Source organism: Cellulomonas sp. H30R-01, from assembly GCF_010119915.1.
Lineage (GTDB): Bacteria > Actinomycetota > Actinomycetes > Actinomycetales > Cellulomonadaceae > Cellulomonas > Cellulomonas algicola.
Map to the genome: position 1 here is coordinate 1,185,800 of NZ_CP048210.1, position 13,554 is coordinate 1,199,353.

The window sequence follows — 13,554 nt, forward strand, 5'->3', positions numbered from 1 at the left end:
ACCCCGCCCCGCTCGCCCGCCGCCTCGCGGCCGCGGCGACGCCTGCCGCCGCCCCCGACGGAGATGCCGCACCGTGATCGACTTCCGCTACCACATCGTCTCGCTGATCTCCGTGTTCCTGGCGCTCGCGGTCGGCATCGCGCTCGGCGCCGGGCCGCTCAAGGAGACCATCGGCGACACGCTCACGGGTCAGGTGCAGCAGCTGCGCGCCGAGAAGGACGAGCTGCGGTCGCAGCTGGACAGCGCGTCCGACGACCTGGGCCACGCCGTGACCTACATCGACGCCGCCGGTCCGCGCCTGCTCGAGGGCTCGCTCACCGACCGCCGCGTCGCGGTCGTCGCGCTGGGCGAGGTCGACGAGTCCGTGCGCACGGCGGTCGACGAGCGCTTCGCGCAGGCGGGCGCGACGGTGACGGCGCACGTCACGCTCAACGACGCCTGGACCGACACCGGCCTGGACTCGTTCCGGCAGGCGCTCGGCGGGCAGCTCGTCCAGTACCTCTCGCCCGCACCGGCCGACGGCGCCGGCGTGCAGGAGGAGCTCGCGGCGGCGCTCGTGCAGGGTCTCGTCGCTGCCGACCCGGCGGCGCCCGACACGCTCGCGTCCGACTCCGCCTTCCTGCTCGAGCTCCTGTCGGGCGGCGACTACCCGCTCGTCACGCTCCAGGACCCGGTGGAGGTGCCGGCAGACGCGATCGTCGTCCTCGCGCCGTCCGAGCGGTCCGGCACGGCGCCCTCGGCCGACACCGACGAGGTCGAGCAGACGCAGGCGGCGTGGCTCGCGGTGCTCACGGCTGCGCAGGAGCGGTCCGAGGGTGCCGTCCTCGCGGACGGGCCCCGCGGCGACGGCAGCCTGACCGACGCGATCCTCGGCGACGACCAGCTCGCCGGCGCGCTCACCACCGTCTCCGACACGCAGGTCGTCACCGGTCAGGTGTCCACGCCGCTCGCGCTCGCCGTGCGGATCTCCGGCGAGAACGGCCACTACGGCTTCGGTGACGGCGAGACGCCGCTGCCCGACGCGGTGACGCTCACGCCCGTCGATCGCACGCCCGCCAGCGCGGACGCCGGTGCGGGGGCGGGGACCGACGGGACCCAGGGGTGAGCGTGCTGCGGCGAGCCGCCGCGGCCGTCGTCGCCGGAGGCGTGACCGCGGTCGTCCGCGGTGTGCTGGACATGAGCCCTCCGGGCGGTGCGGCGCGCTGGACGCGGACCAACCACCGCGGTGAGCCCGTGAGCATGCTCGAGGGCCCCGCGGTCGCCGCCGGGCTGCTCGCGGGCGGGATCGTCGGGGCGCCGTCCGCGCGCGCCGCGGTCGCGCTCACCGTCGCGACGGGTGCCGGCGCGGCGTTCGGCGTGATCGACGACCTCACCGAGGACACCGAGGTCCGTCGCAAGGGCCTGCGCGGGCACCTCGGTGCGCTGTCGCGGGGCGAGCTCACGACCGGTGGGCTCAAGGTCCTCGGGATCGGCGCGGCGTCGCTCGTCGCCGCCGCGGTCGCGACGCCCGTGCGCGACGCGTCGGGTGCACGCCGTTCCGCGGCCGGCTGGGCCGTCGACGTGGCCGTCTCGGGTGCGCTCGTCGCCGCGAGCGCGAACCTGCTCAACCTCCTGGACCTGCGCCCGGGCCGTGCGCTCAAGGCGGCGTCGCTCGTCGCGGCACCCCTGGCGGTCGCGGGCGGTGCGGGCGCGGGCGCCGCGGCCGGCGTGCTCGGCACCGCGGGTGCGGCGGGGGAGCAGGACCTCGCGGAGCACGACATGCTCGGCGACGGGGGAGCGAACGCCCTCGGCGCGACGCTCGGCACGGCGCTCGTGCTGGCCGCTCCGCGGCCCGTGCGCTGGGCGGCGCTCGGCGTCGTCACCGCGCTCACGCTCGCGAGCGAGAAGGTCAGCTTCACGCGGGTCATCGAGCGCACGCCGGTGCTGCGCGAGATCGACGGGTGGGGCCGACGGCCGGTTGCCCCGGCTCCCGGGCCCGCCGCACCCGACGAGGTGCCCGACGCCGAGCCGGCGTCCCCGACCAGCGGCACGGCCACGGGACCCGTCCGCGACGACGGCCGCGACGGGACGGGCGAGGGCGCGGCGCCGTCGACGACCGGACCGCGGTGAGCCCGACCGCTCGCCGCGTCCTGGGCGGGCTCGGCGGTGCCGCGGCGATGATCGCCGCGATCACCGTGCTGAGCCGCGTGCTCGGGTTCGGCCGCTACCTGGTGCAGGCCAGCGCCTTCGGCGTCGGCGCGATCGGCAGCACCTACAACTCGGCCAACCTCCTGCCGAACGTGCTGTTCGAGGCCGCTGCGGGCGGTGCGCTCGCTGGCGCGCTGGTCCCGCTGCTCGCGCTGCCGGTCGCGAAGAACCTCCGGGGGGACGTCGACGCGATCGCGTCGGCCGCGCTCGGCTGGACGCTCGCGGTGCTCGTGCCGCTCGGTGCGCTGCTCGCGGCCCTCGCGGAACCGATCGCCGCGGTCTGGCCCGACCTCCCCGACGCGCAGCGGGACCTGCTGCGGTACTTCGTCACGGTGTTCGCGGTGCAGGTGCCGCTGTACGGCGTCGCGGTGCTGCTGTACGCGGTGCTGCAGGCGCACAAGCGGTTCTTCTGGCCCGCGTTCGCCCCCGTGATGTCGTCGGTCGTGGTGATCGCGGTGTACGCGACCTACGGGCACCTCGCCGGGGGCGAGCTGAACGACCCGGGGGCCGCAGGTGACGCCGCCCTCACGGTGCTCGCGTGGGGCACGACGGCGGGCGTCGCGGTCATGGCCCTGCCGATGTTCTGGCCCGTGCACCGGCTCGGTGTCCGCCTGCGGCCGACGCTGCGGTTCCCGCCCGGGGTCGCGCGCCCGTTCGCCGCGCTGGCGTTCGCCGGCGTCGGGTCGCTCGTCGCGCAGCAGCTCACGACCCTCGTCGTCATGCTCGCCGCGTCGTGGCGCGGCGGTGACGGGACGTTCTCGCTCTACGTCTGGTCCCAGCAGGTGTACCTGCTGCCGTACGCCGTGCTCGTCGTCCCGCTCGCGACCTCGACGTTCCCGCGCCTGGCCGCCCGTGCGAAGGACGGCCGCCTCGGCGAGTACGCGACGATGGCGTCCGCCACGACGCGAGCGGTCGTCGCCGCGGCCGGTGTCGGCGCGGCAGCCGTCGCGGCCGCGGCCCCTGCGGTGGCGGACGTGTTCGGGACGATCGGACGGGACCGCTCCGGCATCGGGGCGATGGCGCCGACGATCACGCTGATGATGCCCGGTCTCGTCGGCTTCGCCGTGATGTTCCACGTGTCGCGCGCGCTGTACGCGCTCGAGCGCGGGCGGGCGGCTGTGACGGCCAACGTGATCGGGTGGGCGACCGCCGCCGTCGGGTCGGTCGCGCTCGCCGTGGTGCTCGTGCCCGACGGCAAGGACCTCGCGCGCACGCTCGCGGCCGTCGCGATCGCCGGGAGCGCCGGGATGCTCGTCGGCGGTGTCGCCGCCGTCGTGGCGCTCGCACGGGCCGCCGGCGGGACGTCCGTCGCCGGCCTCGCCCGGACGACCGCCGTCGTCGTCGTGGCCGGCGTCCTCGCGGCGCTCGTGGGTCGGTGGGTCGTCGACACGGTCGGCTCGCTCGTCGGGCACGACGTCTGGGCAGCCGTCGGCGCGGCGGCCGGTGGCGGAGTCGTCGCGCTCGTCGTCCTGGGCGGCGCGCTCGCCGTCCTGGACCGTCGCACGCTCACCGACGTCGTGCGCGTCGAGCGCACCCCCGTCCCCGCGGAGGCCGCCGTGCCGGCCGCGCCCGACCCGACCGACTGACAGACAGACACCCTGCGTGGCGGGACTCACCCCGCGCGCCTGACCAGACCGACCGCCGCGTCGGGTAGATTGGAAGCCCGTGACAGAGCGCGCGCATCGACTCTCCGGGCGGTCGGACTCCACGACCCGGCACATCTTCGTCACCGGGGGCGTCGCCTCCTCCCTCGGCAAGGGCCTGACGGCATCGAGCCTCGGCCGCCTCCTCCGCTCTCGCGGCCTCCGGGTCACGATGCAGAAGCTCGACCCGTACCTGAACGTCGACCCCGGGACGATGAACCCGTTCCAGCACGGCGAGGTCTTCGTGACCGAGGACGGCGCCGAGACGGACCTCGACGTCGGCCACTACGAGCGGTTCCTCGACGTCGACCTCGTCGGCTCCGCCAACGTGACGACCGGCCAGGTCTACTCGCAGGTGATCGCCAAGGAGCGCCGCGGCGAGTACCTCGGCGACACGGTGCAGGTCATCCCGCACATCACCGACGAGATCAAGACCCGCATGCGCTCGCAGGCGAGCGACGACGTCGACGTCATCATCACCGAGATCGGCGGGACCGTCGGCGACATCGAGTCGCTGCCGTTCCTCGAGGCCGCGCGCCAGGTGCGCCACGACCTCGGCCGCTCCAACGTGTTCTTCTTGCACGTCTCGCTGCTGCCGTACATCGGCCCGTCGGGCGAGCTCAAGACCAAGCCCACGCAGCACTCGGTCGCCGCGCTGCGCAGCATCGGCATCCAGCCCGACGCGATCGTCCTGCGCGCGGACCGCGACGTGCCCGAGGGCACCAAGCGCAAGATCGCGCTGTTCTGCGACGTCGACGTCGAGGGCGTCGTCACCGCGAAGGACGCGCCGAGCATCTACGACATCCCGCGCGTGCTGCACTCCGAGGGTCTCGACGCCTACGTCGTGCAGCGCCTCGGCCTGCCGTTCCGCGACGTCGACTGGTCCGGGTGGGACGAGCTGCTGCACCGCGTGCACCAGCCCGCGCACCAGGTCGAGGTCGCGCTCGTCGGCAAGTACATCGACCTGCCCGACGCGTACCTGTCCGTCACCGAGGCGCTGCGCGCCGGCGGTTTCCACCACGACGCGCGCGTCGTGATCCGCTGGGTGCGCTCCGACGACTGCCAGACCCCCGAGGGTGCCCGGCTGGCGCTCGAGGGCGTCGACGCGGTGCTCGTCCCCGGCGGGTTCGGCGTGCGGGGCATCGAGGGCAAGCTCGGCGCGCTGCGCTGGGCCCGGGAGAGCCGCGTGCCGACGCTCGGGATCTGCCTCGGCCTGCAGTGCATGGTCATCGAGTACTCGCGCAACGTGCTCGGGCTCGAGGGGGCGTCGTCGTCGGAGTTCGACGAGAACCCGGCGCACCCCGTCATCGCGACGATGGCCGAGCAGCTCGCGATCGTGGGCGGCGAGGGCGACCTCGGCGGCACGATGCGTCTGGGCGCGTACGAGGCGCGGCTCACGCCCGGTTCGGTCGTCGCGGAGGCGTACGGCAGCGAGACCGTGTCCGAGCGGCACCGCCACCGGTACGAGGTGAACAACGCGTACCGCGACAAGCTCGAGGACGCGGGCTTCGTGATCTCCGGCGTGTCCCCGGACACGTCGCTCGTCGAGTTCGTCGAGCTCCCGCGCGAGACGCACCCGTACTTCGTCGCGACGCAGGCGCACCCGGAGTTCAAGTCGCGGCCGACGCGCGCGCACCCGCTGTTCGCGGGGCTCGTCGGCGCGGCCCTCGAGCAGCGCACCGACGAGGTCTGATGACGGACCCGACGAGCCCCGTGGAGGACCGGCACGCACCGCGGCCGGTCGTCTCGCACGAGGTCATCCACCATGGCAAGGTCTGGGACCTCGCGGGGGACGTCGTCGACCTCGGTGACAGCCAGGTGCTGCGCGAGTACGTCGACCACCCCGGTGCGGTCGCGGTCATCGCGCTCGACGACGACGACCGGGTGCTGCTGCTGTCGCAGTACCGGCACCCCGTGCGGCACGAGCTGTGGGAGCCGCCCGCGGGTCTGCTCGACGTCGAGGGTGAGGACCTCGTCGTCGCCGCGGCGCGCGAGCTCGCGGAGGAAGCCGATCTCGTGGCCGGCTCGTGGTGGCGGCTCACGGAGTTCTTCTCGTCACCGGGCGGCTCCGACGAGCGGATCGTCGTGTTCCTCGCGCGGGACCTGTCGCCCGTGCCCGAGGCCGACCGCTACGCGCGGGTCGACGAGGAGGCCGCGATGGTGCCCGTGTGGGTCCCGCTCGACGAGGCCGTGGACGCGGTGCTCGCGGGCCGCCTGCACAGCCCGACGACGGTCTCCGGGGTCCTCGCGGCCGCGGCGGCCCGCGCCCGGGACTGGTCGACGCTCATCGACGCGTCGCCCGCCTGACGCACGACACGACGCGGCGCCGTCCCCGACCTCGCGGTTCGGGGGGCGGCGCCGCGTCGTTCCTGTCCGCGTCGTTCCTGTTCAGCGGCTCGCCGACCGTCGGTACTGGAGGTTGGCGAGCGGGATGAACACGAGCAGGAAGATGCCCGCCCAGATGAGCGTGTAGAGCTCGGCGTGCTGCAGGGGCCACGCGTCGGGCGGCGGGACCTGCGGCGGGATGTTGCCGAACAGCTCGCGCGACGCCTGCGTCACGGCGGAGACCGGGTTCCACTCGGCGAAGGTCTGCAGCGGGGCGGGAAGCGTGTTCAGAGGCACGAACGTGTTCGCGACGAAGGTCAGCGGGAAGATCACGATGAACGTCGCGTTGTTGAACACCTCGACGCTCGGCACGAGCATGCCGAGCCACGCCATCACCCACGAGATCGCGTAGGCGAACACCAGCAGCAGCAGGAACCCGAGGGCAGCCTCCGCGACCGAGCTGTGGATGCCCCAGCCGACGAGCAGCCCGGTGAGGCTCATGACGACGAGCACGAGGACGTTGTTCACGACGTCCGACATCGTCCGTCCGGTGAGGACGGCCGACGGGGCCATCGGCAGCGAGCGGAACCGGTCGATGATGCCCTTCTTGATGTCCTCCGCGAGGCCCGCGCCCGTGATGGTGGCGCCGAAGATGACGGTCTGGGCGAAGATCCCCGCCATGAGGAACTCGCGGTACGCGCTCGGGTCCGCGCCGCCGGGGACGTCGATCGCGCCGCCGAACACGTACGCGAACAGCAGCACGAACATGATGGGCGACAGCGTGGTGAAGACGAGCAGGTCCGGGACCCGCTTGATCTTGATGATGTTCCGCTTGGCGACGACGTAGGCGTCGGACAGCACGATCGGGGTGGCCATCACTCGCCTCCGGAGGTGGGTCGCAGACCGGTCGTGACACCGGCGGGCGGCTCCTCGTCGGACGGTCGGCCGTCGTCCTCGTCCTCGGCGGGCCTGCCGGTGAGCGAGAGGAACACGTCGTCGAGGGTCGGGCGCCGCAGGCCGACGTCGTCGAGCGCGACACCCGCGTCGCCGAGCACGCGCAGCGACTCGGTCAGGGTGCTCGGGCCGCCGTCGACGGGCATGAGCAGCGACCGGCGGGCATGGTCGAGCGTCGCCGCGCCCACGCCGAGCGGCTCGAGCAGGCGGCGCGCCTCGTCGAGGCGGGCCGGGTCGCGCACGGTGAGCTCGAGGCGCTCGCCGCCGACCTGCAGCTTGAGCTGGTCGGAGGTGCCCTGCGCGATGATGCGGCCGTGGTCGATGACCACGATCTCGTCGGCGAGCAGGTCGGCCTCCTCCAGGTACTGCGTCGTGAGCAGCAGCGTCGTGCCGCCCGCGACGAGGTCCTGGATGACCTCCCACATGTCGGCCCGGCCGCGCGGGTCCAGGCCCGTCGTCGGCTCGTCGAGGAAGATCACCGGTGGGTCGGCCACGAGCGCGCCCGCGAGGTCCAGGCGTCGGCGCATGCCGCCCGAGTACGTCTTCGACGGGCGGTCCGCCGCGTCCTCGAGCCGGAACGCGGCGAGCAGCTCGCGCGCCCGCGCCTGCGACCTCTTGGCCCCGAGGTGGTAGAGCCGGCCGATCATGTCGAGGTTCTCGAACCCCGTGAGGTACTCGTCGACCGCCGCGTACTGGCCGGACAGGCCGATGCGGCGGCGCACCTCACGGGGATGGGTCCGCACGTCCACGCCTGCGACGGTCGCGGAGCCCGCGTCGGGCTGCAGCAGCGTCGCGAGGATGCGGACGATCGTGGTCTTGCCCGCCCCGTTGGGGCCGAGCAGACCGAGCACCGAGCCGGTCGGCACGGTGAGGTCGACGCCGTCGAGCGCCGTGACGTCCTTGTACCGCTTCACCAGGCCGGTGGCGGTGATCGCGTCGGTCATGGCACAGCAGCGTAGGCACCACCGCCCACATTCGTCCCGGTTCCTCCTGTTCGTGCCGGTGAGGGCGGTGCGGACGGTCGCCACGGGCAGGGGGACGGTCCGCAGGAGCGCGCGGCAGCAGCCGCGGTCGCGCCGGACCGTCCGGGCAGGTCAGGTCGTCGCGGCGCGACGGTCGCGCGCACGTGCGGACCTAGAGTGGTCCGGTGCCCGCAGTCGTCGCCTCCGTGCTGGGCCCCGTGCTCGTGGCCGCCGGCGACCGGTCCGTCTCGCCGGGCGGGCCGCGCGCCCGCGCGCTCGTGGTCGCCCTCGCGCTCGCCGACGGGGCCACCGTGCCGTGGCGCGCGCTCGCGGACGAGCTGTGGCCCGACGACCCGCCCGCCGACCCCCGGGGGGCGCTCCAGACCGTCGTCTCGCGCACGCGCGCCGCGGCGACCGCGCAGGTCGTCGAGTCGCAGGACGGCGGGTACCGGCTCGGCGGGACGTCGGACCTCTCGGTCGTCCGGCGGGCCTCCGCCGACGCCCGCGCGCTGCTCGCGCGCGACCCGCACGCGGCGCTCGCGCGGGCACGCGAGGCCCTGACCCTGTGGCGCGGCTCGGCGGGTCCGGACGTCGCGGACGCCGCGCCGGACCTCGCGGACGCGCTGTCGGCGGCAGCCGGATCCGCCCGGGACGCGCTCACGGCCGTCGAGGTGGAGGCCCTGCTCGCGCTCGGCCGGCCGGACGAGGCGCTGGAGCTCGCCGTCGGGGCGGCCGGGGCGGCACCCGCCGACGAGGACGCGCAGCTGCGGCTCATGCGGGTCCAGGCGGCGGCGGGACGGACCACCGACGCCCTGCGCACGTTCGCGCGGGTCCGTGACGTGCTCGCCGACGAGCTCGGCGCCGATCCGCGGCCGGACCTGGTCGCGCTCAACGAGCAGCTTCTCGCGGGTTCCGCGGACGCGGGGCGCGGACGGTCGGACTCGGCGGGGCCGACCGCGCGCGACGCCGCCACGACCGTGCACCGGCGCGGCCTCGTCCGGCACCCGGTCGGCCTGCGCGCACCGCGGCACGCGCTGCTCGGACGTGCCGACGACCTGGCCGCCGTCGACGCCGCGTGGGCCGACGCCCGCCTCGTCACCGTGCTCGGCACGGGTGGGCTGGGCAAGACGACGCTCGTGCAGGAGGTCGGCCGGCGCGCGCAGGACGACGCGTGGGTCGTGGTCGTCGAGCTCGCGGGCGTGCGCTCGGACGCGGACGTGGAGACCGCGATCGCGTCGGCGCTCGGCCTCGCGCACGGGGCGCGCAGCGCCCGGCTCGGCGACCGCCTCCCGGCGACGACCGACGCGACAGGCCGGATCGCCGAACGGCTGGGGGAGGTCCCCACCCTGCTCGTGCTCGACAACTGCGAGCACGTCGTCGCGGGCGCTGCGCAGTGCGCGGACGGGCTGCTCGCCGCGGTGCCCGGCCTGCGGGTCCTCACGACGAGCCGTACGCCGTTGCTCGTGGCGGGCGAGCGTGTGCACCCGCTCGCGCCGCTCCCGGTCGACGGTGGTCACGGCGCCGCCGTCGAGCTGTTCCGCGAGCGAGCGCGCGCCGCCCGACCCGGGGTCGCGCTGCCGCTCGACGTCGTCGCCCGCATCGCGACGCGGCTCGACGGGCTGCCGCTCGCGATCGAGCTCGCCGCCGCGCGGGTGCGCACCATGACGGTCGAGGAGGTCGAGCGCCGTCTCGACGCACGGTTCGCGCTGCTGCGGTCCGGGGACCGGCTCGCGCCGGACCGGCACCGGACGCTCGAGGCCGTCATCGACTGGAGCTGGCACCTCCTGGGCGACGACGAGCAGCGCGTGCTGCGCCGCCTGTCCGTGCTGCCCGACGGGTTCGACCTCGACGCGGCCGCGGCGCTCGGCCGGCTGACGACCGCGGCCGCCGGCGCGGGGGACGCAGCGGCCGCCCGCGACGGCGCCGGCACCGACGACGCCTGGGACGTGCTCGACGCCCTCGACGGGCTCGTGCTGCAGTCCCTGTGCAGCGTCGTCGAGGACCGCGGCGAGGGGGACGACGTGCCGGTCGTCCGGTACCGCATGCTGGAGACGGTCCGCGAGTTCGGCCAGCTGCGGCTCGTCGACGCGGGCGAGCACGGCGCGGCGATGGACGCGATGCTCGCGTGGGCCCTCGCGTTCGCCGACCGCTGGGCCCCCGGCCTCGTCGACGGCGACCAGCCCGCGGCGATGCGCGCGCTGCGCCGCGAGCAGGACAACCTGCTGCTCGCGTTCCGCACGGCGCTGGACCGCGGCCTGACGGGCGAGGCGTACGCGCTGTACGTCGCGCTCACCGGGTACTGGAGCCTGCGCGGGGCGCACGAGCAGGTCTTCGGCCTCGGCATCGACCTGCTGGCGGGCACGCACGGGTGGCGGGTCGAAACACGGCACGCGGACGCGGCGGCGCTCGCGCTCACGGAGCTCGCCGCGATGGGCATCTTCGGGGACGCGGGGAGCACCGCGCGTGCGCTCGCGCGCCTGCGTCTGGTCGTGCGGGAGCTCGGGTCGCACCTCGGCCCCCGCACGCGCGCCTTCGCGGGCCTCGCGCTCGCGGGTTCGGTCGCCGGGATGGCGCGCGAGCTCGCAGAGCTCCGGCGGTCGTCGGACACCTACCTGGCGATGCTGGGCCACATGCTCTCGGCGCAGCTCGCGGAGAACTCGGGCCGGCTCGAGGTGGCGCGGCGATGGGTCGAGGAGGCGTACGCGCTGGGCGTCGCCCGGGGCGACGTCTGGGCGGAGGCGAACAACGCGTCGTTCCTCGCGCAGCTCGCGGCCGAGGAAGGGCTCGCGCAGGAGGCGCTGCGGTGGGTCGCGGTCGCGCGCACCGGGATGGGCCGCCTGGTCGCCGAGGAGGAGCTGCACCAGGTCGCGTGGCTCGAGCTCGCGGCGTCGGTCGGCGTCGGCGACCTGGCCACGGCGCGTGACCGGTGCGACGCGCTCGCCGAGGTCGCTGCGTCGGGCCGCATGGGCCGCACCACCTGGCAGTCGCCCGAGCTCGTGGCCCTCGAGCAGGCCGGACGGGGGGAGATCGCGGCCGCCGAGGGTGACGTCGCCGCCGCGCTCGACCACCTCCAGGCCGCCTCCGACGCGTTCGGGCCCGACGGCGGCGGGGAGCGGACGTCGCCGTGGTTCATCATGATCTCGGTCGGCTGGATCGCCCGCCTCGTGCTCGCACCGGAGGCCGCACGCGCCGGCCGGCCCGCGCCGAGCGCGCCCGCGCCGGCCCTCGCACGGCACGTGCACGAGTGGCAGCTCGTGCGCGCCTCCGACGCCGTCGACCACCCGGTCCTCGGCACCGCGGCCGTCGGTCTCGGCACGGCCGCGTGGGAGGGGACGGACGAGGGCACGCGGGTCGACGACGGGCTCGAGCTCTTCTTCCTCGCCGAGCTGCTCGGCTCGCGGCAGGACCTGCCCATGCTGCACCGCGCGCCGCTCGAGGCGCGTGCCCGGGAGCTGCTGGGCACGGACCGGGCGGACGCCGCACGCGTGCGGGCGCGGGCCGTCGGGCGTCGCCACGCCGCGGCGCGGGCGCTGGCGCTGGTCGACGCCCTCTGGCGCTGAGCGGCACGCACGACGACGGCCCCGGGGCAGTCCCCGGAGCCGTCGTCGTGCGGCGCTCAGGCCTTGCGCATGTACGCGCGCACGGCGAGCGGGGCGAACACCGCGACGACGATCGCCGAGCCGAGGAGCGCGAGGCCGACCTGGTGCGTCGCCGTCGCCGTGTTGGCGAGCTCGCGCACGGCCGTGACGAGGTGCGACACCGGGTTCGCCTCGGCGAACACCTGCAGGGGCCGCGGCATCGTCGACGGGTCGACGAACGCGTTCGACAGGAACGTCAGCGGGAAGAGCACGAGGAACGAGATGCCCTGCACCGACGACGCGGTGCGCCCGACGACCCCGAAGAACGCGAAGATCCAGCTGAGCGACCACGAGCACAGGATCACGAGCAGGCCCGCGAGCACGACGCCGCCGATCCCGCCGCCGGGCCGGTAACCCATGACGTAGCCCATCGTGAAGGTCAGCGTCGTCGCGATGAGGTACCGGACCGCGTCGGCGACGAGCGCGCCCGCGAGGGGTGCGACGCGCGCGATGGGCAGCGACTTGAACCGGTCGAACACGCCCTTGTCCATGTCCTCGCGGAGCTGCACGCCCGTGACGACGGACGTCGTGAGGACGGTCTGGACGAGGATGCCCGGGATGATGACGGGCAGGTAGTCGCGCACGCTGCCGGAGATCGCACCGCCGAAGATGTACGTGAACATCAGCGTGAAGATGATCGGCTGCAGCGTCACGTCGAAGAGCTGCTCGGGCGTGCGGCGGACCTTGAGCAGCCCTCGCCACGCCATGGTGAGCGACTGCTTCGCCGCGACGGGCCACGAGACGGTGCGGGCGAGGTCGGCGGGGACTCCGGTGGTCGGGGAGAGGGTCGTGGCGCTCATGCGTTCACCGTCGTTCCTGCGGCGTCGGCCGCGTGCTCGGGCGCGGACGGGTCCGCGTCGTCGGACGCCTCGGCCGGGTGGCCGGTGAGCGTGAGGAAGACCTCGTCGAGCGAGGGCTTCTGCATGGACAGCTCGTCGACGGCGAGGCCGCGCTCGCGCAGCAGCACGAGCAGGTCCGTCACCGCGGCGGGGTCGTCCAGCGGGAGGGTGAGGCGTGCGGCCTCGGGGGAGACCGTCGGCTCGACGCGGAACCGGTCGCGGATCGTCGCCGCCGCGGCCAGGACCTGGCCCGGGTCGGCGAGCCGCAGCTGCAGCGACTGCGTGCCGACCGCCGACTTCAGCTCGTCGGCGGTGCCCTCGGCGACGACACGGCCGCGGTCGATGACCGCGATGCGGTCCGCGAGCTGGTCGGCCTCGTCGAGGTACTGGGTCGTGAGCAGGACCGTCGAACCGGTCGCGACGAGCTCGCGGATCGTGTCCCACATCTGCGCGCGGGTGCGCGGGTCGAGGCCCGTGGTCGGCTCGTCGAGGAAGATGAGCGGCGGCTGCGCGATGAGGCTCGCGGCGAGGTCCAGGCGGCGCCGCATGCCGCCGGAGAAGTTGCGCAGCGGCTTGTTCGCCGCCTCGGTCAGGCCGAACCGCTCCAGCAGGTCCGCGGACTTCGCGCGGGCGGCGGGCCGGGACAGGCCGTGCAGGCGCGAGAAGAGCACGAGGTTCTCGGTCGCGCTCAGCGTCTCGTCGACCGACGCGTACTGGCCGGTCACGCCGATGAGCTGCCGCACGACGTGCGGCTCACGGGCCACGTCGTGCCCGAAGACGTAGGCCGTGCCGGCGTCGGGGCGCAGGAGCGTGGCGAGCATGCGGATCGTCGTCGTCTTGCCGGCGCCGTTCGGACCGAGCACGCCGTAGACGGTGCCGGTCCGGACGGTGAGGTCGACGCCGTCGACGGCACGCTGCGCGCCGAACGTCTTGACGAGGCCCTCGGCCTCGATGGCCCAGGTGTGGTGGGTCATGGTGTCCTCCCTGGTCGTTGTCGTGACCAGGG

At 74.9% G+C, this 13,554-nt stretch carries 10 protein-coding genes; 6 read left to right on the top strand and 4 right to left on the bottom strand.

Annotation, left to right across the window (positions count from 1 at the left end; genetic code table 11):
- Window positions 1-73: 73 nt before the first annotated feature.
- The 5 genes from GXP71_RS05205 to GXP71_RS05225 all read left to right on the top strand — a co-directional run bounded on the left by GXP71_RS05205 (window position 74) and on the right by GXP71_RS05225 (window position 6,137).
- A complete protein-coding gene (locus tag GXP71_RS05205) occupies window positions 74-1,105 on the top strand; it encodes a copper transporter (RefSeq protein ID WP_162351791.1) in 1,032 nt (343 codons plus the stop codon).
- Window positions 1,102-2,109: a hypothetical protein gene (locus GXP71_RS05210; RefSeq protein ID WP_238402633.1), complete on the top strand. Its 1,008-nt coding sequence runs from the start codon at window positions 1,102-1,104 to the stop codon at window positions 2,107-2,109. The genes GXP71_RS05205 and GXP71_RS05210 overlap by 4 nt, the downstream gene beginning before the upstream one ends.
- Window positions 2,106-3,773 (top strand): murein biosynthesis integral membrane protein MurJ, encoded by a 1,668-nt coding sequence (gene murJ, locus GXP71_RS05215; RefSeq protein ID WP_162351792.1) that lies wholly within the window; start codon window positions 2,106-2,108, stop codon window positions 3,771-3,773. The genes GXP71_RS05210 and murJ overlap by 4 nt, the downstream gene beginning before the upstream one ends.
- Window positions 3,774-3,852: 79 nt before the next feature.
- Window positions 3,853-5,523 (top strand): CTP synthase, encoded by a 1,671-nt coding sequence (locus GXP71_RS05220; RefSeq protein ID WP_162351793.1) that lies wholly within the window; start codon window positions 3,853-3,855, stop codon window positions 5,521-5,523.
- Entirely contained in the window at window positions 5,523-6,137 is a 615-nt protein-coding gene (locus tag GXP71_RS05225; protein ID WP_162351794.1) for an NUDIX domain-containing protein, read from the top strand. Before GXP71_RS05220 ends, GXP71_RS05225 begins: the two co-directional genes overlap by 1 nt.
- A gap of 81 nt (window positions 6,138-6,218) precedes the next feature.
- Here the strand turns inward: GXP71_RS05225 and GXP71_RS05230 are convergent, their stop codons facing one another.
- Both GXP71_RS05230 and GXP71_RS05235 read right to left on the bottom strand, forming a co-directional pair.
- Window positions 6,219-7,031 carry an ABC transporter permease gene (locus GXP71_RS05230; protein WP_162351795.1) on the bottom strand — a complete coding sequence of 271 codons (813 nt, stop codon included), beginning with the start codon at window positions 7,029-7,031 and terminating at the stop codon, window positions 6,219-6,221.
- Complete coding sequence (locus tag GXP71_RS05235) at window positions 7,031-8,053, bottom strand: ATP-binding cassette domain-containing protein (RefSeq protein ID WP_162351796.1); 1,023 nt, start codon at window positions 8,051-8,053, stop codon at window positions 7,031-7,033. The genes GXP71_RS05230 and GXP71_RS05235 overlap by 1 nt, the downstream gene beginning before the upstream one ends.
- A gap of 203 nt (window positions 8,054-8,256) precedes the next feature.
- Here GXP71_RS05235 and GXP71_RS05240 point away from each other — a divergent pair, with 203 nt between their 5' ends.
- Window positions 8,257-11,631 (top strand): BTAD domain-containing putative transcriptional regulator, encoded by a 3,375-nt coding sequence (locus GXP71_RS05240; protein WP_162351797.1) that lies wholly within the window; start codon window positions 8,257-8,259, stop codon window positions 11,629-11,631.
- Between the two features lie 56 nt (window positions 11,632-11,687).
- Here the strand turns inward: GXP71_RS05240 and GXP71_RS05245 are convergent, their stop codons facing one another.
- Together GXP71_RS05245 and GXP71_RS05250 are read right to left on the bottom strand one after the other, a co-directional pair.
- The gene (locus GXP71_RS05245) at window positions 11,688-12,509 is read right to left on the bottom strand and encodes an ABC transporter permease (RefSeq protein WP_162351798.1); all 822 of its coding nucleotides are present in this window, start codon (window positions 12,507-12,509) and stop codon (window positions 11,688-11,690) included.
- Window positions 12,506-13,522, bottom strand: a complete 1,017-nt coding sequence (locus GXP71_RS05250) for an ATP-binding cassette domain-containing protein (RefSeq protein WP_162351799.1) — start codon at window positions 13,520-13,522, stop codon at window positions 12,506-12,508. Before GXP71_RS05250 ends, GXP71_RS05245 begins: the two co-directional genes overlap by 4 nt.
- Window positions 13,523-13,554 lie beyond the last annotated feature (32 nt).

Coding starts and splice junctions, on each gene's coding strand:
- GXP71_RS05235 (WP_162351796.1), bottom strand. CDS start 8,053: ATGACCGACGCGATCACCGCCACCGGCCTGGTGAAGCGGTACAAGGAC.
- GXP71_RS05250 (WP_162351799.1), bottom strand. CDS start 13,522: ATGACCCACCACACCTGGGCCATCGAGGCCGAGGGCCTCGTCAAGACG.
- GXP71_RS05230 (WP_162351795.1), bottom strand. CDS start 7,031: ATGGCCACCCCGATCGTGCTGTCCGACGCCTACGTCGTCGCCAAGCGG.
- GXP71_RS05245 (WP_162351798.1), bottom strand. CDS start 12,509: ATGAGCGCCACGACCCTCTCCCCGACCACCGGAGTCCCCGCCGACCTC.
- GXP71_RS05225 (WP_162351794.1), top strand. CDS start 5,523: ATGACGGACCCGACGAGCCCCGTGGAGGACCGGCACGCACCGCGGCCG.